20 protein-coding genes are annotated in these 21306 nt (G+C 66.3%); 14 read left to right on the top strand and 6 right to left on the bottom strand.

What is annotated here, in order from left to right:
• Positions 1–201: 201 nt before the first annotated feature.
• Both ychF and WDU99_RS02945 read right to left on the bottom strand, forming a co-directional pair.
• Positions 202–1275 (bottom strand): redox-regulated ATPase YchF, encoded by a 1074-nt coding sequence (ychF, locus tag WDU99_RS02950; RefSeq protein ID WP_337330944.1) that lies wholly within the window; start codon positions 1273–1275, stop codon positions 202–204.
• A 60-nt stretch (positions 1276–1335) separates the two neighbouring features.
• Positions 1336–2076, bottom strand: coding sequence for a class I SAM-dependent methyltransferase (locus WDU99_RS02945; RefSeq protein ID WP_337330943.1), 741 nt, complete (start codon positions 2074–2076; stop codon positions 1336–1338).
• Positions 2077–2134: 58 nt separating this feature from the next.
• On the opposite strand from WDU99_RS02945, the gene WDU99_RS02940 reads away from it, so the two are divergent.
• Both WDU99_RS02940 and WDU99_RS02935 read left to right on the top strand, forming a co-directional pair.
• Entirely contained in the window at positions 2135–2731 is a 597-nt protein-coding gene (locus tag WDU99_RS02940; RefSeq protein WP_337330942.1) for a 3'-5' exonuclease, read from the top strand.
• A 27-nt stretch (positions 2732–2758) separates the two neighbouring features.
• Positions 2759–3142 carry an ankyrin repeat domain-containing protein gene (locus WDU99_RS02935; RefSeq protein WP_337330941.1) on the top strand — a complete coding sequence of 128 codons (384 nt, stop codon included), beginning with the start codon at positions 2759–2761 and terminating at the stop codon, positions 3140–3142.
• Between the two features lie 33 nt (positions 3143–3175).
• On the opposite strand, the gene WDU99_RS02930 is transcribed toward WDU99_RS02935, so the two are convergent.
• Both WDU99_RS02930 and glpX read right to left on the bottom strand, forming a co-directional pair.
• On the bottom strand, positions 3176–3460 hold the full coding sequence (locus tag WDU99_RS02930; RefSeq protein ID WP_337330940.1) for a hypothetical protein: 285 nt from the start codon (positions 3458–3460) through the stop codon (positions 3176–3178).
• A gap of 93 nt (positions 3461–3553) precedes the next feature.
• On the bottom strand, positions 3554–4540 hold the full coding sequence (glpX, locus tag WDU99_RS02925) for a class II fructose-bisphosphatase (RefSeq protein WP_337330939.1): 987 nt from the start codon (positions 4538–4540) through the stop codon (positions 3554–3556).
• Positions 4541–4722: 182 nt separating this feature from the next.
• Between glpX and fbaA the strand changes: the two genes are divergently transcribed.
• Positions 4723–5751: a class II fructose-bisphosphate aldolase gene (gene fbaA, locus WDU99_RS02920; RefSeq protein ID WP_337330938.1), complete on the top strand. Its 1029-nt coding sequence runs from the start codon at positions 4723–4725 to the stop codon at positions 5749–5751.
• 295 nt (positions 5752–6046) lie between these two features.
• On the opposite strand, the gene WDU99_RS02915 is transcribed toward fbaA, so the two are convergent.
• Positions 6047–7168 (bottom strand): TM2 domain-containing protein, encoded by a 1122-nt coding sequence (locus WDU99_RS02915; protein ID WP_337330937.1) that lies wholly within the window; start codon positions 7166–7168, stop codon positions 6047–6049.
• 52 nt (positions 7169–7220) lie between these two features.
• Positions 7221–7652 (bottom strand): hypothetical protein, encoded by a 432-nt coding sequence (locus tag WDU99_RS02910; RefSeq protein WP_337330936.1) that lies wholly within the window; start codon positions 7650–7652, stop codon positions 7221–7223.
• Positions 7653–7880: 228 nt separating this feature from the next.
• Between WDU99_RS02910 and WDU99_RS02905 the strand changes: the two genes are divergently transcribed.
• The 11 genes from WDU99_RS02905 to WDU99_RS02855 all read left to right on the top strand — a co-directional run bounded on the left by WDU99_RS02905 (position 7881) and on the right by WDU99_RS02855 (position 21267).
• On the top strand, positions 7881–9908 hold the full coding sequence (locus WDU99_RS02905; RefSeq protein ID WP_337330935.1) for a hypothetical protein: 2028 nt from the start codon (positions 7881–7883) through the stop codon (positions 9906–9908).
• Positions 9901–10497 (top strand): hypothetical protein, encoded by a 597-nt coding sequence (locus WDU99_RS02900; protein WP_337330934.1) that lies wholly within the window; start codon positions 9901–9903, stop codon positions 10495–10497. The genes WDU99_RS02905 and WDU99_RS02900 overlap by 8 nt, the downstream gene beginning before the upstream one ends.
• A gap of 46 nt (positions 10498–10543) precedes the next feature.
• Complete coding sequence (locus tag WDU99_RS02895; RefSeq protein WP_337330933.1) at positions 10544–12391, top strand: class I SAM-dependent DNA methyltransferase; 1848 nt, start codon at positions 10544–10546, stop codon at positions 12389–12391.
• Complete coding sequence (locus WDU99_RS02890; protein ID WP_337330932.1) at positions 12388–13542, top strand: restriction endonuclease subunit S; 1155 nt, start codon at positions 12388–12390, stop codon at positions 13540–13542. Before WDU99_RS02895 ends, WDU99_RS02890 begins: the two co-directional genes overlap by 4 nt.
• Before the next feature lie 3 nt (positions 13543–13545).
• Complete coding sequence (locus WDU99_RS02885) at positions 13546–14328, top strand: hypothetical protein (protein WP_337330931.1); 783 nt, start codon at positions 13546–13548, stop codon at positions 14326–14328.
• A 3-nt stretch (positions 14329–14331) separates the two neighbouring features.
• On the top strand, positions 14332–14709 hold the full coding sequence (locus WDU99_RS02880; protein ID WP_337330930.1) for a hypothetical protein: 378 nt from the start codon (positions 14332–14334) through the stop codon (positions 14707–14709).
• Positions 14706–15077, top strand: coding sequence for a helix-turn-helix domain-containing protein (locus WDU99_RS02875; RefSeq protein ID WP_337330929.1), 372 nt, complete (start codon positions 14706–14708; stop codon positions 15075–15077). Before WDU99_RS02880 ends, WDU99_RS02875 begins: the two co-directional genes overlap by 4 nt.
• Complete coding sequence (locus tag WDU99_RS02870) at positions 15070–15504, top strand: hypothetical protein (RefSeq protein WP_337330928.1); 435 nt, start codon at positions 15070–15072, stop codon at positions 15502–15504. Before WDU99_RS02875 ends, WDU99_RS02870 begins: the two co-directional genes overlap by 8 nt.
• The gene (locus tag WDU99_RS02865; protein ID WP_337330927.1) at positions 15497–16840 is read left to right on the top strand and encodes a hypothetical protein; all 1344 of its coding nucleotides are present in this window, start codon (positions 15497–15499) and stop codon (positions 16838–16840) included. The genes WDU99_RS02870 and WDU99_RS02865 overlap by 8 nt, the downstream gene beginning before the upstream one ends.
• A 66-nt stretch (positions 16841–16906) precedes the next feature.
• A complete protein-coding gene (locus WDU99_RS02860; protein WP_337330926.1) occupies positions 16907–18088 on the top strand; it encodes an AAA family ATPase in 1182 nt (393 codons plus the stop codon).
• On the top strand, positions 18085–21267 hold the full coding sequence (locus WDU99_RS02855) for a type I restriction endonuclease subunit R (RefSeq protein WP_337330925.1): 3183 nt from the start codon (positions 18085–18087) through the stop codon (positions 21265–21267). The genes WDU99_RS02860 and WDU99_RS02855 overlap by 4 nt, the downstream gene beginning before the upstream one ends.
• Positions 21268–21306: the final 39 nt, after the last annotated feature.

The raw sequence follows: 21306 nt of genomic DNA, 5'->3' as shown, positions 1-21306 counted from the left end.
CTTGTTCGACCGCACCGATGGCGTGTCCACGGGAAGCGGCTCGCGCCCGAAGACCAATCCGCGTCAGTACGAGCGTGCCCGAACCCGTCCAGGCGCGAGCGGCATGCTCAACTCGGACGCATGGAGGCAGTAATCCATCTCCCCGACGTCGATATCCACGACGCTCGCGCAGCCGTGTTCCCCGTGCGGATGGGAGTTCCGCTACACGTTGAAGCGGAACTCCACCACGTCGCCGTCCTGCATGACGTAGTCCTTGCCCTCCAGGCGCGCCTTGCCCTTCGCGCGCGCTTCGGCGACCGACCCCGTCGCGACGAGGTCGTCGAACGAGATGACCTCGGCCTTGATGAAGCCCTTCTCGAAGTCGGTGTGGATGACCCCGGCCGCCTGCGGCGCCTTGGCGCCCTGCGGGATCGTCCAGGCGCGAGACTCCTTGGGCCCGGCCGTCAAGTAGGTCTGCAGACCGAGCGTCGCGAACCCGATGCGCGCCAGCTGGTCGAGCCCCGACTCGGTCTGTCCGGTCGCTTCGAGCAGCTCAGCAGCATCCGCGGGGTCGAGGTCGATAAGCTCGGACTCGATCTTCGCGTCGAGGAACACGGCCTTGGCCGGCGCGACCAGCGCCTCCAACTCGGCCTTGCGCGCGTCGTCGGTGAGCACCGACTCATCGACGTTGAAGACGTAGATGTACGGCTTCGCGGTCAGCAGCCCGAGCTCGCGCACCGGCGTCAGGTCGATGCCCGAGGTCGAGAGCAGCTGGCCGCGCTCGAGGGCATCCTTCGCAGCATTCGCCGCCTCGAGGACCGCACCGTCGATCGTCTTGCGCTTGACTTCTTTCTCGTAGCGGGGAAGCGCCTTCTCTATCGTCTGCAGATCGGCGAGCATCAGTTCGGCGTTGATGGTCTCGAGGTCGTTCTGCGGGTTGATCACACCGTCGACGTGCACCACGTCGTCGTCGACGAAGCCGCGGACGACCTGCGCGATGGCATCCGCCTCACGGATGTTCGCGAGGAACTGGTTGCCGAGCCCCTCCCCCTCGCTCGCTCCGCGCACGATCCCGGCGATGTCGACGAACGACACCGTCGCCGGCAGGATCCGCTCGCTGCCGAAGATGCCGGCGAGCACGCCGAGGCGCTCATCGGGCAGGTTGACGACGCCGATGTTCGGCTCGATCGTCGCGAACGGGTAGTTCGCCGCGAGCACGTCGTTCTTGGTCAGAGCGTTGAAGAGGGTGGACTTGCCGACGTTGGGCAGGCCGACGATTCCGATAGTGAGAGCCACGGGCACCAAGTCTACCGGTGGCCGCTGCCGCGTCCGCGCCGCAGCCACCGCCCGCCCGTGCTACCCGCGAACAGCGCGGAACGCCGAGGTCACGTAGGGCAGATCGATCGTGTCATCCTCACCGAGGCCGAGTTCGTCGAACAGCGCATCCATCCCCTGTCGCACGCTTTCGCGTTCGGAATCGGATGCTGTGATCAGGTAACTGCGCGACGAGGCCATCCGGTGCAGCTGTGCCCGCGTCATCGGGCGCACCCACTCCCACCGCTCACCCTCGAGCGCCCCGAACGGCGCGGCGACCGAAGGACCGCCGGAATCGATCAGCTCCTCCGCGGCGCTCGACTGCATGATCTCGGTCAACCGGCGCACCCAGTCCACGCGGTTGTCGCGAGTGTTCCAGATCAGGCCGAGCGTGCCGCCCGCGCGCACGACGCGACCGATCTCGGCCGATGCCGCGGTCACGTCCACCCAGTGCCAGGCCTGTCCCAGCACGACCGCGTCGACACTGGCATCCGGCAGCGGCAGCGTCTCGGCGGTGCCGGCGAAGGTGGGCACACCGGGCACCGTCTCGCGCAGCTTCGCGAGCATCGCAGCATCCGGATCGACGGCGACGACTTCGGCGTCCGGGGCATCCGCGAGCACCCGCGTGAGCTTGCCGGTGCCCGCACCCACATCGACGATGCGCCGCGCGCCGTGCGGCAGCCGCTCGAGCATCCAGGCCACGGCCTCGAACGGATAGTCGGGCCGCGCCGCCTCATAGTGGTCGGCCGCCGCGCCGAAGGAAGTCGCCCGCGCATCACTCATGCCCTCAGACTACGGCGCGCCTGGCCGGCATCGGCGGTCGCCCGAACAGACTGGGATCGTGCCCTTGGATTTCACCGCTATCGACTTCGAGACGGCGAATTCCAGCCCCGCCTCGGCCTGCTCCGTCGGACTCGTGCGCGTGCGCGACGGTCAGGTCGTCGCCCAGACCGGCTGGCTGATCCGCCCGCCGGCCGGCCATGACGAGTTCAACGTCTGGAACGTCAGGATCCACGGCATCCAGCCGCACGAGGTCGTCGGGGCCGCCACCTGGGCGCAGCAGCTCGACAGGCTCTGCGGCTTCGCCGGGTCGGACGTGCTCGTAGCGCACAACGCCGGCTTCGACCTGAACGTGCTGCGCCGATCATGCGAGGTGGCCGGGTTCACCGCTCCCCCGTACCGCTCGCTGTGCTCGCTGGCCGTGGCCCGCAAGACCTACGAGCTCGAGTCGTACCGCCTGCCGATGGCGGCAGCGGCGGCCGGATTCGGCGACTTCGCGCACCATGACGCGCTGGCCGACGCCCGCGCCTGTGCGCAGATCGTGATCGACGCGGCGCGACGTGCCGCGGCGGACGATGTGGATGCCCTCGGCGCCGCCCTCGGCGTGCGCCTGACCGACCCGCCGTCGGAATCCGCGTCCGAGCGTGCAGTGGCCTGAGCCGCGCGCATCCGCGACAATGGTGGGGTGACGAACGATCTGAGCCTCGAGGTCATCGAGGGCACCTTCGACCTCGCCCGCCAGGGCCGCACCGCGCAGCTGGGTGAGATGATCGACGCCGGCGTGCCGGTCGACGTGCGCAATCCGCGGCAGGACACGCTGCTGATCGTCGCCACGTACGCCGAGCAGGCCGAGGCGGTCGCCGACCTGATCGCCCGTCGTGCGGATCTCAACGCCGTCAACGCGAACGGGCAGACGGCGATCTCATGCGCGGTGTTCCGCCGCAACGAGCCGCTGCTGCGGATGCTGCTCGACGCCGGTGCCGATCAGGACGCCGGTGCGCACACGGCCAAGCAGGTCGCCGATCAATTCGGGCTCACCGACATGCGCGCGGTGCTCGACGCGCACTGATTCGCGAAAGGTCCTGCGAGCCGAGCGTGAGGCTCAGGCGCCGCCGGGCACCCACGACAGCAGGGCGATCACGACGCCGGACGTGACCAGGAACGCGCCGATCATCCACCACGAACTCAGTTCGTGGCCCTCGTCACGGCGCACGCGGAAGAGCACGTCGGTGCGGCGGGCCGGGTCGAAGGCGGGCTGAGCGGAGGCCGTTGCCTTCTGCGCCGCAGCGGCGGCCAGCTGCTCATCGGTCACTCGCAGGATGCGTCCGGTCTTGGTGGTGACGTGCTGCACACGCCCCGCGTTCTCAGACTGCTCGTTCGACGACATCCCGAGCTCTCCCGTCCTGCTTCCGCCGGTGCACCTGCGGCATCGGTCGTTCCCATTCTGCCAGGGTGCGCTGAGAATGACGGTAGCCGGGGGTCAGAGCCACTTCGAGACGAGGTGGTCCGAGGTGATGCGGCGGAGCGTCCCAGACGCGCCGCGCAGCACGATGCTCTCGGTGTAGAGGTAGCCTCCCTCGCGGCGCACCCCGCGCACCAGCTGCCCGTCGGTGACGCCGGTGGCCACGAAGATCGTGTTCTTGCCGGTCACCAGATCATCGGCCTCGTAGACCTTGTCGATGTCGAGCCCGGCGTCGATGCCGCGCTGCCGCTCCTCGTCGTCGCGCGGCCAGAGCACACCCTGGATGTGACCGCCCAGCGCCTTGATCGCACACGCGGTGACGATTCCCTCGGGGCTTCCGCCGATGCCGACGCACATGTCGGTGCGGGCGTTGTGACGGGCGGCGTTGATTCCGCCGGCGACGTCGCCGTCGCTCATCAGGCGGGTGCCGGCACCGGCTTCGCGGATCTCCTGGATGAGCTTCTCGTGACGCGGGCGGTGCAGCACCGAGACGACCATCTCGTCGATGGGCTTGTCGAGCGCCTTGGCGAGGCGGCGGATGTTCTCGCCGATCGGCAGGCGGATGTCGACCACGCCGACGCCCGCGGGACCGGTGACGAGCTTGTCCATGTAGAACACGCTGGAGGCGTCGAGCATCGAGCCGCGATCCGAGACGGCGAGCACCGAGAGTGCGTTCTGCCGGCCTGCCGCCGTGAGCGAAGTGCCATCGATCGGGTCGACGGCGATGTCGCACTCGGGCCCGCGGCCGGTGCCGACCTCTTCGCCGTTGAACAGCATGGGGGCGTTGTCCTTCTCACCCTCGCCGATCACGACGCGGCCCTGGAAGTCGACCGTGCCGAGGAAGGCGCGCATGGCGTCGACGGCGGCGCCGTCGGCCGCCTCCTTGTCACCCCGACCGATGAACGGCACCGCGCGGATCGCCGCGGCCTCGGTGGCGCGCACCAGTTCCAGCGCGAGGTTGCGGTCGGGGCGAAGGGGGCTGAGATCGGCAGTAAGGCTCACCATGCGGTCAGCATAACGATCGGATGCAACGAAACCGCCGACTTTTCCGAAGACGGCAGCGAAGGATTCGACCTTCTTAACAGCCACCCAAGAAAGACGAGCGCAAGGCTGCAACAGCCGAAGGATCTCTCCTCCGCGCGGCTACAGTTGAGGCTGACCCCCGCCCTTCAGAAGCAGGAGAATCCATGCCCATCGCCACTCCGGAACAGTACGCAGAGATGCTCGACCGCGCGAAGGCCGGCGGCTTCGCGTACCCCGCCTTCAACGTCTCCAGCTCGCAGACGATCAACTCCGTGCTGCAGGGTCTGACCGAGGCCGGCTCCGACGGCATCATCCAGGTCACCACCGGCGGCGCCGACTACTTCGCCGGCCACACCGTCAAGGCCCGCGCCACCGGCGCCCTCGCCTTCGCCCGCTACGCGACCGAGGTCGCCAAGAACTACCCCGTCACGGTCGCGCTGCACACCGACCACTGCCCCAAGGACGCGCTGGCCGGCTTCGTCGAGCCGCTCATCGCAGCATCCGAAGAAGAGGTGAAGGCGGGCCGCAACCCGATCTTCCAGTCGCACATGTGGGACGGCTCGGCCGTGCCGCTCGACGAGAACATCCAGATCGCGAAGGAGCTGCTCCCTCGCATGAAGAACATCAACGCCATCCTCGAGGTCGAGATCGGCGTCGTCGGCGGCGAGGAGGACGGCGTCGCACACGAGGGCTCCAACGACGCGCTCTACACGACCTTCGCCGACGTCGACCAGGCCATCCAGGCGCTGGGCCTCGGCGAGCAGGGCCGCTACATCGCCGCCCTCACCTTCGGCAACGTGCACGGCGTGTACAAGCCGGGTGGCGTCAAGCTGCGTCCTGAGCTGCTGGGCGCGATCCAGGCCGAGGTCGCCGCGAAGTACAACACCGGCGCCAAGCCGCTCGACCTGGTGTTCCACGGCGGGTCTGGCTCGAGCGACGAGGAGATCGCCCTCGCGGTCGCCAACGGCGTCATCAAGATGAACATCGACACCGACACGCAGTACGCGTACACGCGTGCGATCGCCGACTACATGTTCAAGAACTACGACGGCGTGCTCAAGGTCGACGGCGAGGTGGGCAACAAGAAGCAGTACGACCCGCGCGCCTGGGGCAAGATCGCCGAGACCGCCATGGCTGCGCGCGTGGTCGAGTCGACCAAGCAGCTCGGCTCGTACGGCCAGTCGAAGAGCTGACCTGCCCCCACTGGGCCTGAGCACTGTGGGTCCCTGAGCCTGCCGAAGGACCCAAACGACTGAGCGCCGCCGGATGCTGTCCGGCGGCGCTCAGTCGCGCTCAGGGCGGATCCCCCTGACCCGCCTTGTCAGTCGGATCCGGCTCATCCGTCGGTCCGATGCCAACTGCCGACTCGGGGGCCATGCCGTAGAGGGTGCCTTGGAGTCGCGCCCCAGCGCGTAGCGAGGCCAATGCTGCCACGCTGTTCGGCTCTTGCATGAGATGCCTTTCGGAATGAGACGCGGTGAGCGTTGGCTACTCCACCTCGAACGTCCACGCCCCGTCAGCCATGACGGTGATCACCGACGGTCCGGCAGAGAGCGGAACGGTGCCTCTGTACTGGCCGATCTCGTTGATCAGCAGCCCCATGTTGAACGCTTCGGAGGTTTCCTCTTGCACGACGAAGTTGCGTGAACCTGCGTGCGTCGCCGCGAGCGAGGCCGGGCCGCCGTCGTACAGGAAGACCGCGTCGCCGGTGCCGGCGGTAGCGAGACCGGGTGCGGCGCCCATCGGACGGATGTCGAAGGTCCAGGCGCCGTCGGCCATGACCTGCAGCTTGACGCCATCGCCAAGCACCGACATGCCCCATGCCGTGGTGCCGCTGTACGCGCCGATGGTGTTCACGAGAAGTTCGCCCGTTGACCCGTTGTTCGCGTCGAGCACGCTGACGGCGAAGTTGCGCTGCCCCTGGTGGGTAGCCATGACGATTCCGCCGGTCGCGCCGGCGGGCAGGTCGATCACGGTGTCACCCGACCCTGACTGCTGGATGGGTGTGAAGTCGCCGAAGGTGTCATTCGCCCAGGATGCTGCTGTTGGTTCTTCCGGAGCGGGTTCTTCCGCTGCCGCTTCCTCGACGGGTGTGTCCTCAGCCGGCGCTTCTTCTGCGGGTGCGTCGACAGGCTGTTCTTCCGTCGATCCGTCCTGCGAGATCGAGGTGTCGGGTGCGCCGGCACCACCGACAGCGCCACTGATCGCGCCGACCAGCACCAGCACGCCGGTCACGATCCACGCGACCAGCTTGGTCTTGTCGTAGCCCTCCAGCGGGCGCCCGGCCTTGTCTCGCATGGCCCCGGCGAGGATCAGGATGAGGTCGACGAGCCACCAGATGCCGAGTCCACCGAGCGTGAGCAGCTTCAGCAGTCCCGTGCCGACCTTGCCGAGATAGAAGCGGTCAACCCCGAATACGCCCAGGAGCAGTGACAGCAGCCAGGTGACGACGAACTGCTTGCCCTCACCGTTCGGCATGGCGGACGGCGCGTGCTGCACGTAGGACGGTGGCGCCGCGTACGCCGGCGGCGCCTGGGGCGTTGGGTGAGCCGGAATCGCCGGGTACGTGGGCTGCCCGCCCGGTGCGGGAGGAGGTGTAGGGATCGACATGGTGTGTTCCTTTCGAACGGGGTTTTGAGGAGGTGCTTGGCGGTGCCCGCGGTCAGTCCTGGACGAAGATGACGTTGGCGCCGCTGTCGGGGTGGTAACTCCACGACACCGTGTAGCCGTCCCACGAGCCCTGCTGGCGGCCGTCCAACGCGCGGGTCACGCTGATGCGCTCACTGATGTGACTGGGCACGTCCAGCTGCTCGCACACGCATTCCAATGCGAGACTGCTGATACCCAGCGGATCGTCATCAGTCGACTTGGTGTTGACGATCAAGGTCTTACCGCTGTCTTCGACCGTGACGACGCCGTTGAACTGTTCCTCGAATTCATTGCTGTCGACGGACTCGTCGGATTCCGGCTTCGGCGCTTCCGTCGTCTGGATCTCTTCGAGAAGGAGGTCGACGGGCTTCGTCCCTGAGCAGTTCTCGCCAGCACTGCCGATCGCAGTCGAACATCCGGTCAGCGCCAGTCCGAGGATCGCCATGGCGGTCGCATACGCCGCTCTTTTCATCTCATCGCTCCTTTGTCGATCGAACGTGGTGAGCGGGTCCCCCCGAAGACATCCCCAGTGCTCACCCGCTCACCACTGCGGGTTGATGCCCGCAGATCACAAGCTAGGGATGCATCGCGGTTGCGGACCGCTTGCAGCCTGATAAGCCCCCTTATCGCACAACGATTGCGTGAGAGTGCGGGCGGGCAATACGTTCATCTCATGAGCACACGCACGAGCGAAGAGCAGCGGCTGGGCATCCCGGCCGCGCCCGACGCGCGTGCGCTCATCTCACTGCCTCAGATCGCTGCGCTCGCGCGAGTGCAGAGGCCGGTCGTGTCGGTGTGGCGCGCGCGTTTCGCCAGCGGCACCGACGCGTTTCCCACAGCCGTCACCTCCCGCGCGGGCCAGGAGCTGTTCGACGCCCTTGAGATCGCCAATTGGCTGATCGAGACGTCTCACGGCAAGAATCCCGATGCGCTCGAGGATGCTGCCGCGTTCTCGTCAGCATCCGATGACGCACCCGTGGACGCAGAGTACGAGGAAACCGTCGAGGCGCTGCTCGCGCTGCGGGTTGCTGACGGCGTTCCCCTGACGGTTGGGGAACTTTCCAGCCGAGCCCGGCGCGCCGATCCAGATGATGCGGCGTTCAAACGCGAGATCGAGGCGCTGGTCGCCGGGTCCACGCTGCCTGCGTTCGTCGAGCGGATGATCGATGCCGCCTACTCCCCCGCCGGGGCTTACGGTGCCCTTCGTGCCCAGACCGCGTCGCGGAGTGCGGACGGATCAGCCGGTCCGATCGCCGCGGCCGGAGCCGACTTCGTCGCCCGACTCACGCAGTCGATCGTCAGCCCCGGATCGGCACCGCTCGTGGATGCACCCGGTGCGCTCAGCTCGGGTGAGTTGCTGGCGACAGCATCCGATCGATTGGGCGACGCCGTAGAGCTGCACGTGCCCGCCGAGGCACGGACCATTCGCCGTCGGCTGATCATTCACGATCGTGCGCCGATGCTGGCATCCGATCTGCCCTCGGCCGGCATGCCGGCCGTCTGGCTCGCCCGCCTGCGCGGAGACGACGCGGCTGCGGAGCTCGCCCAGCTCGAGGATCTGCTGGTTGATCTCAGCGACCGCCAGCGGCTGATCGTCGTCGGACCAGACGCGATGCTGACCGAACCGCTGGCCGGCCCGGCCGCGGTTTCGCGCGAGTTTCTGCTGCGTTCGGGTCGCGTCCGTGGGATCGTGCGGCTGCCGGCCGGCCTCGTTCCATCGGCGGTGCGGCAGTCGCTGGCGGTGTGGCTGATCGGCGAACCGCAAGGACGCGCTGCCCTTGCCGACCGGTTCACCGTTATCGGTGATCTGCGCGGCGTCACTCTCACGTCCGCTCGCACGCACGATCTGATCACCGACCTCGCAGCATCTCTCGGCACGGCCCGCGAAGCGCTGGCCCACGCATTCCGCTTCGCGCATTTCGTACGCACATCGACGCTGATCGCCGCTGCCGGCTCGCTGGTGGCTGCCAGCAGGCCGCAGCGTGCTGCCCGTTCCGACCCTGCTGAGACCACCGCGCTGATCGACCAGAAGCTCAGCGACCTGGGCAACCCCGACCTGATGCCCGCACTTCTGCCGTCCACGATTGCGCCCCCGCCAGACGTGTTGCTCGACGAAGCACTCGATGCCCGGGAGGCGCGGCTGATTGCTGGCACCCGACTCGACGCGGCGCACACGAACGCCACTGACGGATATCCCGTGATCGGACGCGATGAGGTGCGGGCGCAGGCGGCATCCAATCGACGCATCGACCGCGTCGTGCTGGCACTGGAGTATCCGCGGGCTCAACTGACGCTGCCCGGCGATGTGATCGTGCTGTCGGGCGCACGCCCGGCAGCGCTCGTCGACCCTGACGGGTCGAGCATCGTCGAGTATCCGGCGCGGATCCTGCGCTTGCTCGACGATGCGCTGGCGCCCGAGGTGGTCGCCGCCGACATCAACGCGCTCGGTTCTGCCGTACCGCTGCGGCGCTGGGTGCTGCGGCGCGTGTCCGCGGGTCAGAAGGCCGTGCTGCGCGAGGCGCTGGCGGGCATTGTCACAGCTCGGTGGGATGCTGAACGCAGGGCATCCGCCCTCGCCGAACTCGAGGCGTTGGTGACGGATGCCGTCGCCGCGGGGGCACTGGCAGATGCCGGGCCCGCGCATCAAGCGCTGACGTCGTCAACCACTGGGGAACAGAACGAAGGGGACAACCATGACTGATCAAGCGATTGTGCCGGACGCGGCGCCCGGCTCACCCGAACCCAACCGAGACAGTAGTTGGGCGACCGCTCTGATCGTCGCCGGCGTGCTCGTGGGTGGTCTCGTGATCGGCGGAACGGCCGGGTGGGGAGTCACCTTCGTGCAGATGACGCAGCAGGTTCAGGCTTTGCAGGGCGACAACGACGATCTCACGGAGGAACTCGCCAAGGCGACCGAGTCACGCGATCGGCTCGCCGGCGAGCAGGACGAGGTCATCACCGACTACACCGACAAGCTGGCCGAGCTCAGCGAGAACGAGGCGGCACTGCGCGAACGCGAAGAAGCCGTCACGGCGAAGGAAGAGAAGATCGCCGTCGTCGAGGCGTCGTCATTCAGCTCAGGCATGCTCATCGTGGGGGCCGATGTCGCACCCGGCACGTATCGCACGAGCGAGGCCAACGACTGCTACTACGCGTGGATGTCGAGTACGAGCGCCGATGCCGACATCATCGACAACAACATCATCAGCGGCACGGCGACCGTGACGCTGAAGAAGGGTGATGTCTTCGAGTCCAGCACTCGGTGCGGCACCTGGACCAAGATCGGGTGACCGCCGCGATCACCCCATGCACGAACCAACAAGAAGGAGCCCTTTGATGGCTGCACGGACGAAGGCCACGGCTGCGCCGTCGACGATGAAAGAGCTGAAGGACACGCTCTGGAGGGCCGCCGACAAGCTGCGCGGGTCGATGGATGCCTCGCAGTACAAGGATGTGATCCTGGGGCTGGTGTTCCTGAAGTACGTTTCGGATGCCTTCGACGAGCGCCGTGCGCAGATTCACGCTGAGCTCTCGAGCGAGGGGTACGACGCCGAGCAGATCGGCGAGTTGATCGATGACACCGACGAATACACCGGCCGCGGAGTGTTCTGGGTGCCGGCGAACGCTCGATGGTCGTTCCTGGCGGAGAACGCGAAGGGGCTGGCTGCTTCTGCCGAGGCGGCCGAGAAGTCGGTCGGGCTGCTGATCGATGAGGCGATGGATGCTGTCATGCAGGCCAACCCGTCCCTCAGCGGCACGCTGCCGCGCATCTTCAACCGCGATAACGTCGACCAGCGTCGGCTCGGCGAGCTGGTGGATCTGTTCAACTCGGCCCGCTTCGCGGGCCAGGGTCAGGGCGGAGCCGACGGACGACGGGCACGAGACCTGCTGGGTGAGGTGTACGAGTACTTCCTCGAGAAGTTCGCGGCGGCCGAGGGCAAGCGCGGCGGGGAGTTCTACACGCCGGCCGGTGTGGTGCGGGTGCTGGTCGAGCTGCTGCAGCCGACGCACGGGCGGGTGTACGACCCGGCGTGCGGGTCCGGCGGCATGTTCGTGCAGGCCGAGAAGTTCATCGACGCGCATCACGGCGAGGGATCGAACATCTCGGTGTACGGGCAGGAGCTCAACGAGCGCACCTGGCGCATGGCCAAGATGAACCTGGCGATCCACGGGCTCTCGGGCAACCTCGGGCCGCGCTGGGGCGACACGTTCGCACGTGACCTGCACCCGGATGTCGAGTTCGACTACGTGATGGCGAACCCGCCGTTCAACATCAAGGACTGGGCGCGCAATGAGTCCGACCCGCGGTGGCGCTACGGCGTGCCGCCGGCTGGCAACGCGAACTACGCGTGGATTCAGCACATCCTGTCGAAGCTGGCGCCAGGGGGCACGGCCGGTGTCGTGATGGCCAACGGGTCGATGTCGTCGAACTCGGGCGGCGAGGGGCAGATCCGCGCGCAGATCGTCGAGGCTGACCTGGTCTCGTGCATGGTCGCGCTGCCGACCCAACTGTTCAGGTCTACGGGGATCCCGGTGTGCGTGTGGTTCTTCGCGAAGGACAAGACGGGACCTGTCGACCGCACCGGTCAGGTGCTGTTCATCGACGCGAGAAACCTCGGCCACATGGTCGACCGCGCCGAGCGCGCCCTGTCAGATGATGACATCGCAAAGATCGCCCACACCTACCACGCCTGGCGAGGGTTTCCCGCAGCCGCCCCGGTCGACGCCTCCCGGTCGTCGAGCGAGCCGCACCCCGACGGTGACACGCCCCGGTCGTTGAGCGAGGAGCGCAGCGACGAGACGAAACGCGATCCCGACACCCTCCCCCGGTCGTTGAGCGAGGAGCGCAGCGACGAGACGAAACGGGATCCCGACACCCTCCCCCGGTCGTTGAGCGAGCCGCAGGCGAGTCGAAACGGGCTGAGCGAGCGCAGCGAGTCGAAGCATCAGACCGCCAACTACCAAGACGTCCCCGGCTTCTGCTACTCCGCCACTCTCGCCGAGATCAAGGCCGCCGACTACGCCCTGACCCCCGGCCGCTACGTCGGCGCCCCCGAGGAAGAAGACGACGGCGAGCCCATCGAGCAGAAGCTCGAGCGACTGAAGGGCGAGCTGTTCGCACAGTTCGAGGAGTCTGAGCGGCTGGCTGCCGTGGTGCGCGAGCAGCTGGGGAAGGTGTCGTGAGACTCGATGAAGCATGTGCTCACATCGTCGACTGTGAGCACAAGACCGCCCCTATTGACGAGGCCGGCGAGTACTTCGCTGTCGGCACGCCCGCCATGCGCGACCACTGCATCAATTACGCCGAGGCTCGAAGGATCTCACAAGCGACGTTCGAAGCATGGACGCGCCGTCTCAGCCCACAAGCCGGAGACTTGCTGTTGGCACGCGAGGCTCCCGTGGGCCCAATTGTCCGGCTACCCTCTTCAGCAAACGTGGCGCCTGGACAACGTACTGTGTTGCTGCGTCCTGACCCTTCGGTGACGTCGAGTGACTACTTGTACTATTTGCTTCGCTCACCCCGGATGCAATCTGAGCTCCTCGTGAAGGCTGAGGGGTCAACAGTTCATCATTTGAATGTCGCAGACATTCGTGCATTGAACGTCACTCTCCCCCCTCTGCCCGAGCAGCAGGCAATCGCCGAGGTGCTGGGCGCGCTCGACGACAAGATCGCCGCCAACACACGCCTCGCCGCCACCGCCGATGCTGTCGTGCGATCGCTAGTGGCGTTGCCGCACCGCGCAGATTCGATCCCGCTGTCCGAACTGTTCACGTCCCCCCGTGTCACAGTCGATCCGACGAGTATCGAAGCTTCGACGCCGTATGTCGGCTTGGAACATGTCCCCCGCCGCTCAATGTGGCTCAACGAGGTCGGAATCGCACAGGACGCGACGAGCACAAAGAGCGCATTCGAACGCGGTGACGTGCTGTTTGGCAAGCTTCGCCCCTACTTTCACAAGGTGGCGACTGCGCCGTTCAGCGGAGTCTGCTCGACCGACATTCTGGTCCTGCGAGCTCGCGAGACTGAGCTGTCAGGCTTTGCTTCGGCATCTGTGGCATCCGACTCTGTGGTCGCGTCGGTCACGGCGTCCAGCGAGGGCACCCGAATGCCGCGCGCGTCGTGGAAGGATCTCGCCGCCGTCGATGTTCCATGGCCAGGACGAACCGAAGCTCTCCGCATCAGCCGGGAGATCGCCTCGATCCGCGAAGCTGTCATCGCCAAGCTTGCGGAGAACCGCACGCTCGCCGCCACGCGCGACACGCTGCTCCCGAAGCTCATGTCCGGAGCCATCCGCGTCCGCGATGCAGAGGCCACCGCAGCGGAAATGCTCTGACCCGTGAAGTACTTCGAAGAACTGGTCGAGCCTCTCTTCGGCGCGTGGACGGCGGGTGTGCTCGTACTCACCCTCCTTGTGATCTGGGCCGTGAAGACCGTTCCAGGGTGGCTCTCGAACCGCCGAGATGCCCTGCGCGGCTCGCCGTCATCGCCGAAGTACTGGCGCTCACGCTTGGCAGAGGCCATCGAACAGCACCGCGACACGATAGACGACGGCGAGCGCTCACAGCTTCGCGCCCGCATCACCGAAGCTCGGATCATGGTCGAAGCGCACGAAGCAAAGCGCCGGGTCGGCATCGGCGGCGTGGTTCCACTGTGGCTCCTGGTCGGATTCTTCGGCCTCGCGGCAGCCATCACCTGGGCGAGCGCGATGGTCAACCAGTTGCCCGTCGCCGCCGTCGTCGCCGTCGTGCTCGGTCTTCTCCTGATCGGAGCCGAGATCCTCGCTCTGAACACATCTACCGCCGGCACTGAGCGACTCTACGCACTTATCGCCGCCGGCAGGTTCGGACACAGTGATCTCGTGCGCTCCGACCCGTGGCTCGTACTGCGCACATACGATTACTGGCGATCGGAGTCCGACCGCCGCGCACTCATCCGGCAGCGAGTGAAGGACGACAAGCGGCGCTCCACCCAGTGGGTGCGATTCGAACGCGGCCTGCTCGGTGTCGGCCCCCGTCAAAGTATGGCCGAGATCGACCACGACATCTGGGCACGTCTTTCGCCTGATCCCGTTTCCGTCAGCACAACACCTGATCTCACATCAACCTCAGGGACGTGTTAGGTTATGACTGAACACACGCGACGGCTCCTGCCGGACTGTGACACCGTGCTGGCGATGAACCGTCGATCTGGGGGCAGCGATGCAGTGACCTTTCTGCAACGGCTTCAGCCGAGGTTCCGTGCGCGCTACCAGCGTTATCTCGTTTACCTCCGCGACGGTATCCCGATCAAGTCCCCTGAGAACTTTCGACGCCTGAGTCCACCGGGACATGACCCCACGGTCTTTGAGATCAAGGTCGACAAGTACAGGCTCTACATCGTCCGCAACAACGTCGGCTGGTACGCGACGCACGGGTGCGAAAAGCCCAAGGACAGCCGCGTGTCGCATGAGATTGACAAAGCACTCACCATCTTCTGGGAATGGAACGGAGAAACTCCATGAATGACGCAGCGGTCTTCCCCATCGGAGACGCTGAGTACGATGCGACGTATGCCGAGGAATCAGCGATGGTCGATGCATCAGAACTCATTGCCCGGGCACTCGAAGCAAGCGGAATGAGCCAAGCAGACCTCGCACGCATCCTCGGAATCAGCCGCAGCGAAGTAACAGCACGTCTGAAAGGCGAGCGCAATATCACCGTCCGCAAATTGGCTGCCACTCTCCACGCACTCGGTGCGACGCTCACGCTGGCATCCGACACCCCCACCCACCGCCCCCGACGCCAGCCAGAATGGCAGTTCGGGCACGACCAACCAAGGCAGACACGCACCGCGGCACCTTGGATTTTTGAAGGCCACCACCATGGTTGAGGACATCCGTCTCGAGAATCCCCTCGTGCTTGCCGTTCAGGCCTCGATAGCGAACGTCTCCGAACCCCACGTCGACTGGACCATCGGCTACGCACCCGAAGTCGACCCAGACGAGAACAGACGCTTTGTTCTCGCCCGTCTGCACGCTGGTGACGAAGACGGAAGCGTCACGATCGAGATCGGAGCGGGCCAGAACACGGGCCCGATGGAGCGGATCGACGCCGACGCTGACACCGCATTCGGTGTGCAACTCGCCGCTTCCCCCTCACTCAGCATGCTGTACGGACTCGCACGGATCACTGCGCAGAGTCTGCTCGGAACGATTGACTCCGACCTGAAGCTCCCTTGGGAAGCGCCTACCCCGGAGGTCACGCGCCTGGTGCGCCCCGCAGAGAACGACGAAGAAGGTGCAAGCCTCGATGACTGACGACACCACTCTCGATACCGACGAGCTCAGCCTGCTCGGCTACGAGATCGAACTGATCAGCGATGGCGATGGGGTGGCCGTGATCGGCCCGCCTGCGGCGGTGGAAGAGTTCCTCACGTCACGTCGACTCGATTCACGCGAACTCGGGGTGCAGAAGCTCGGCTCCAAGCTGAGCGGCGCATCCGGCGCGCTGCAAGCAGGCACACAGGTCGCTGAGCACTCCGGCCGCTGGATCAAACTCACCGAGAAGTCCGCGAAGGCACTGCATGATCTGCCTCCGATGAAGGGCTCCTCCGGTGAAGTCGCCCGCGCCATCGTGATGAAGAAGGGCAAGACCAACCACATCCTCGAGTTCGTCCGGCAGCCCGGGGTGGGCGGCATGCTCACCAACCCCGCGATGCTCGCGGGAGCTGCGGGAATCATGGCGCAACTGGCCATGCAGGAGACGATGGACGAGATCATCGACTACCTCGCGAAGATCGACGCCAAGGTCGATGATGTACTGCGCGCCCAGAAGGACTCCGCGCTCGCCGACATGATCGGCGTGCAGTTCGTCATCGACGAAGCGATGACCATCCGCGACGAGGTCGGCTTCGTCTCGGACGTCACGTGGTCGAAGGTGCAGGGCACCACAGCGACGATCGCGAGCACGCAGGCCTATGCGCTGCGGCAGCTGGACGCATTGGCCGAGAAGCTCGAACGCACGACGAAAGTCGGCGATCTCGCCGAGCTCGCAAAAGACGCGGCATCGACCGTGGAGGAATGGCTCGCTGTACTCGCCCGCTGCTTCCAGCTGCAGGATGCGATCGCCGTACTCGAGATCGATCGTGTGCTCGACGCATCGCCCGACGACCCTGGCGAGGTCGAACGGCATCGTCGAGGGCTGCGCACCGCCCGCGATAACAGGAAGACCCTGATCGCCACGTCGACAGCATCCATCGTCTCGCGCATGGATGCTGCCGCCACACGCGCCAACGCAAAGGTTCTCTTCTCACCGAACGCCTCACGCGCCGTCGTGCAGGCGAGCAACCGCATCGGCGGCGACGTCACCGACTTCCACTCCCGGCTCAGTATCGAGCACGCCCGCGATGTCATCGAGGCAAAGCGCTGGATCGAAGCGGCCGACGACGTCCGCGAAGACGTGGTCGCCGCTGGTGTGGGCACGGCGAAGACGGTCGGCCGGTTCGCCGGCGACACCGCCGAAAGCGCGCGAACAGGCACCGGCAAACTGCTTTCCGGCCTCGGCGAGCGCCTGCTTCGCAAGGACGACGGAGACGACACCGACCGCGCCGATGACCAGGAGCCTTTCGAGAACGAGTCGTCGGGGCCCGGCTGATCGCCCTGGTATAAACCTGCACCGTCATATACAAAGGTTTATAAAGAAATATAAAGGAGTATAAACGTGGCTCGCACCAATGACAGCCCGTTCCGCGCTGGCTTCGGCAAGACGCCGCCGATGCTCGCCGGCCGCGACTCCATTCTTGACGACTTCTCCGCCTCACTGGCCGAAGGCACGTGGAGCACCGAGCGCACGATGCTCATCGAAGGTCTGCGAGGCGTCGGCAAGACGGTGCTGCTGAACGCGCTCGAAGACGCCGCTCGCGAACGCGGGTGGCTCGTCGTCTCCGAGACCGCAACACCCGGGTTCCTCGACCGGATCACGCACGGACACCTTCAGCGAGCGATCGATCAGCTCGATCCTCCAGCCACTCGGCGTCTCACAGGCGGAGGTACCGCCGGAGTGAGCATCACTACCGAGACAGTGTCCCCACGGCAGTACCCAACCACTCTTCGAGACCAGCTGACGACGCTCGCGAACCTGCTCACACCGCGGGGCATCCTCATCACGCTCGACGAGATCAACGGCGCCACCATCGACGAACTCGCCGACTTCGCCGCAGAGCATCAACACGCCATCCGAAATGATCAGGAGATCGCCTTTGTCGGAGCCGGTCTTCGCAACGCCATCAGAGACGCCCTCAGCCACCGGAGTCTGACTTTTCTGCGGCGCTCGTTGCGTCCGCCCATCGACTTCCTGGACTACGACGACGCAACCGACGCGCTGCGGATCCCGATCCTCGACCGCGGACGCACGATCGGTGATGCGGCACTCGACTATGCGGTCCGCGCCACCCAGGGGTACCCGTTCCTCGCACAGTTGATCGGGGATCTGGCCTGGAAGCAATCGCCTGACCAGACGGAGATCTCGCTGGACGATGTCAAGCACGCCTACCGTCGGGCTCGTCGCACGATGGGAAGCAACATCCATGAGCCGTCGCTGAGCGACCTCTCCCACACCGATCGCACCGTACTCGCTCACATGGCGGCCGACGACGGGCCGACTGCAGTCAGCGATGTCCGCGAAGCGCTCGGCGTGACCGCACAGTATCTGAATGTCTACCGTCAGCGTCTGATAGACGCGGGAATGATCGTTCCCGCTGGTCGAGGAATGGTCGACATCGCGATGCCCTATCTACGCGAATATCTTCGCGACCACATCGTCTCGGATGCGACCGTCAATCGAGCCATGTCCAGAACGAGCTTCCCGCCACCACCAGCTCTCGACGAGGAGTCGTCAGCATGACCGCCATCCCCGAGTCCATGTGGGAACAGAACGTCAAGAACACCCTCGCCGAGCCCCTCGGCTGGATGCCGCTCACCGGCGACCAGATCGCGCCGGGCACCGGCGAGCGCGACAGCTGGGACGAACTGCTCATCCGCCCGCGTCTGCTCGAAGCCATGCGCCGCCTCAACCCGGGCGTACCCGCGCAGTACCTGCAGCAGGCCGCGGTCGAGATCGCCTCGCCGTCGTCGCAGGACGCGACCACCGAGAACCACCGCATCCACCGCTGCCTCACCGACGGCTACCAGCTCAGCTACATCGACCAGGACGGCGTCGAACACAACCCCACCCTGCGGCTGCTGAGCACGAACCCCGTGGAGAACGACTGGCTCGCCGTCAACCAGGTCACGATCAGACAATCCACACCCGGCCGCGGCGAGGTGCACCGCCGCTTCGACATCGTCCTCTACGTGAACGGGATGCCCGTCAGCATCCTCGAGCTGAAGAAGGCCGGCGTCGGCGCAGCATCCGCCTACGACCAACTGCAGACCTACCTGCGCGAGCTGCCGATGGCCTTCCGATTCTGCGTCTTCGCGCTTGCCAGCGACGGACTCGAAGCGAAGTACGGCACCCCGTTCACGCCGCTCAACCACTTCTCACCGTGGAACGTCGACGACGACGGCAAGCCCCTGCAGCAACCGCGCTTCGAGAACGGCGAAGACGTGCAGCCCCTCGACGACGCGCTCAGCGGCCTGTACAACCAGGAGCGGTTCCTGCAGCTGCTGCGCAACTTCACCGCATTCGACGAGGGAGCCGCCGGCCTCATCAAGCGCATCGCGAAGCCCCACCAGTACTTCGCCGTCAACAAGGCGGTCGGCAAGACCATCCAGGCCGTCGAGACCAACGGCAAAGCCGGTGTCGTCTGGCACACGCAGGGCTCGGGCAAATCGATGGAGATGGAGCTCTACGCGAACATCGCCTCCCGGCATCCGAAGCTCAAGAACCCCACGATCATCGTCGTCACCGACCGCAACGAACTCGACGGCCAGCTGTTCCAGACCTTCGACCGCAGCCTGCTGCTGCCCGAGAAGCCGGCGCAGGTCAGCACTCGCGCGCAGCTGCGCGACGAGCTGACCGCCCGCAACACCGGCGGCATCTACTTCACGACCCTGCAGAAGTTCGGCTTGAGCAAGGCCGAGAAGGATGCCGGCATGCAGCATCCGCTGCTCAGCGCGAGGCGCAACATCATCGTCGTCGTCGACGAAGCCCACCGCAGCCACTACGACGACCTCGACGGCTACGCGCACCACCTGCGCCGGGCGCTGCCGCACGCGACCCTGATCGCGTTCACGGGCACGCCGATCTCGTTCGCCGAGCGCAACACGCAGGAGGTGTTCGGCGACTACATCGACATCTACGACCTCACCCGCGCCGTCGACGACGGCGCCACCGTGCCCGTCTACTTCGAACCGCGCCTGATCAAGGTCGCGTTCGCCGACGACGCCAACCCCGAAGACATCGACCTCGCCGCCGACGAGTACACCGTGGGCCTCGACGAGACCGAGCGCGCCCGTCTTGAGGCATCCGTCGCCGTCGTCAACGCACTCTACGGCGCCCCCGAGCGCATCGCCGAGCTGGCGGACGACCTCGTCGCACACTGGGAGAAGCGCCGCGAAGCGATGCGCACCTTCGTCGGCGGACCGGGCAAGGCGCTGATCGTGGGCGGCACCCGCGAGATCTGCGCGAAGCTGTACGACGCGATCGTCGAGCGTCGCCCGGAGTGGCATTCGGATGCCCTCGATGCCGGCCGCATCAAAGTCGTGTACTCGGGCACCGCGAGCGACCAGCCGCCGATCAGCGACCACGTGCGCCGCGAATCCGCCAACGCGGCCATCAAGGACCGACTGAAGGACCCCGACGATGAGCTGGAGCTAGTGATCGTCAAAGACATGATGCTCACCGGGTTCGACGCCCCGCCGCTGCACACCCTGTACCTCGACCGTCCACTCAAGGGCGCGCTGCTCATGCAGACTCTCGCGCGCGTCAACCGCACCTTCCGCGGCAAGCAGGACGGCCTGCTCGTCGCGTACGCGCCGCTGGCCGACAACCTCACCCAGGCGCTGCAGGAGTACACCGTCACCGACCAGCAGCGAAAGCCGGTCGGGCGCGACGTCGAAGAGTCGCGCGAGTTGGCGATGGCGTACGTCGAGCAGATTCGGATGCTGCTCAGCGGATGCGACTGGCGAAGCGACCTGGCCGCCGGCGGCCCGCGCGCACTGGTGCGTGCCGCGACCCGCGCTACCGCGTTTCTGCGCGAGGCGGCCCGCAATCCAGCATCCGACGATGACGCCCCCGGCGCTGCCGCACGATTCCGCAAACTGAGCGGCCAGCTCGCCCGGGTGTGGGCACTCGCCTCCGGCGGCAGCTCGCTCACCGAGCTGCGCGACGAAATCGCCTTCTACGAAGAAGTGCGCGTGTGGATGGCGAAGTACGACGCCATAGACCGGCAGGCGAACGACGAGCCGATCCCGGAAGACATCCAGCGCCTGCTCGGCACGCTCATCGCCGACGCCACCGCAACCGACGACGTCATCGACATCTACGAGGCAGCCGGCATGCCCCGTCTCGCCCTGGACCGGCTCACGCCCGAATACGTCAGCGAGGTGCAGCGCGCCCGCAACCCACAGCTGGCGATCGAGACGCTGCGCGCCGCGCTGATCGACGAGAGCATGGCCGTCTCGCGCGGCAACCTGGTGCGCCAGCGGGCGTTCTCGCAGCGGATCGCCGAGCTCATGATCCGCTACACCAACCAGCAGCTCACCTCGGCCGAGGTCATCGCCGAACTGGTTGCACTGGCCAAGGACGTCGCTGCGGAGGCCTCGCGGGGAGAGCATTTCACTCCCCCACTGTCAAACGACGAACTCGCCTTCTTCGACGCGGTCGCCACCAACGAGTCCGCCGTCGATGTGCAGGGGGAGGACACCCTCGCGCAGATCGCCCGCGAGCTGGTCGCGATCATGCGCCGCGACGTGCGCACCGACTGGACCGTGCGCGATGACGTGCGCGCCAAGCTGCGCTCATCGATCAAACGCCTGCTGGTGAAGTACAAGTACCCGCCCGACCGTCAGCCCGCTGCTATCGGGCTGGTCATGGAGCAGATGGAGTCAATGGCGCCCCGTTACGCGGACGAGCGCGCGTAGTCGTTCGACGACCCCCGAGACCGGGGTCCGCTGCACCAG

This window comes from Microbacterium bandirmense (assembly GCF_037204185.1).
Classification (GTDB): domain Bacteria; phylum Actinomycetota; class Actinomycetes; order Actinomycetales; family Microbacteriaceae; genus Microbacterium; species Microbacterium bandirmense.
This window is presented reverse-complemented; position numbering and strand designations above follow the sequence as displayed.

Bases quoted from the DNA above. Each gene is read 5' to 3' on its own strand.
- WDU99_RS02945 (WP_337330943.1), bottom strand. From the start codon at position 2,076: ATGAGTGATGCGCGGGCGACTTCCTTCGGCGCGGCGGCCGACCACTAT.
- WDU99_RS02930 (WP_337330940.1), bottom strand. From the start codon at position 3,460: ATGTCGTCGAACGAGCAGTCTGAGAACGCGGGGCGTGTGCAGCACGTC.
- glpX (WP_337330939.1), bottom strand. From the start codon at position 4,540: ATGGTGAGCCTTACTGCCGATCTCAGCCCCCTTCGCCCCGACCGCAAC.
- fbaA (WP_337330938.1), top strand. From the start codon at position 4,723: ATGCCCATCGCCACTCCGGAACAGTACGCAGAGATGCTCGACCGCGCG.
- WDU99_RS02915 (WP_337330937.1), bottom strand. From the start codon at position 7,168: ATGTCGATCCCTACACCTCCTCCCGCACCGGGCGGGCAGCCCACGTAC.
- WDU99_RS02910 (WP_337330936.1), bottom strand. From the start codon at position 7,652: ATGGCGATCCTCGGACTGGCGCTGACCGGATGTTCGACTGCGATCGGC.
- WDU99_RS02905 (WP_337330935.1), top strand. From the start codon at position 7,881: ATGAGCACACGCACGAGCGAAGAGCAGCGGCTGGGCATCCCGGCCGCG.
- WDU99_RS02900 (WP_337330934.1), top strand. From the start codon at position 9,901: ATGACTGATCAAGCGATTGTGCCGGACGCGGCGCCCGGCTCACCCGAA.
- WDU99_RS02895 (WP_337330933.1), top strand. From the start codon at position 10,544: ATGGCTGCACGGACGAAGGCCACGGCTGCGCCGTCGACGATGAAAGAG.
- WDU99_RS02880 (WP_337330930.1), top strand. From the start codon at position 14,332: ATGACTGAACACACGCGACGGCTCCTGCCGGACTGTGACACCGTGCTG.
- WDU99_RS02875 (WP_337330929.1), top strand. From the start codon at position 14,706: ATGAATGACGCAGCGGTCTTCCCCATCGGAGACGCTGAGTACGATGCG.
- WDU99_RS02870 (WP_337330928.1), top strand. From the start codon at position 15,070: ATGGTTGAGGACATCCGTCTCGAGAATCCCCTCGTGCTTGCCGTTCAG.
- WDU99_RS02865 (WP_337330927.1), top strand. From the start codon at position 15,497: ATGACTGACGACACCACTCTCGATACCGACGAGCTCAGCCTGCTCGGC.
- WDU99_RS02855 (WP_337330925.1), top strand. From the start codon at position 18,085: ATGACCGCCATCCCCGAGTCCATGTGGGAACAGAACGTCAAGAACACC.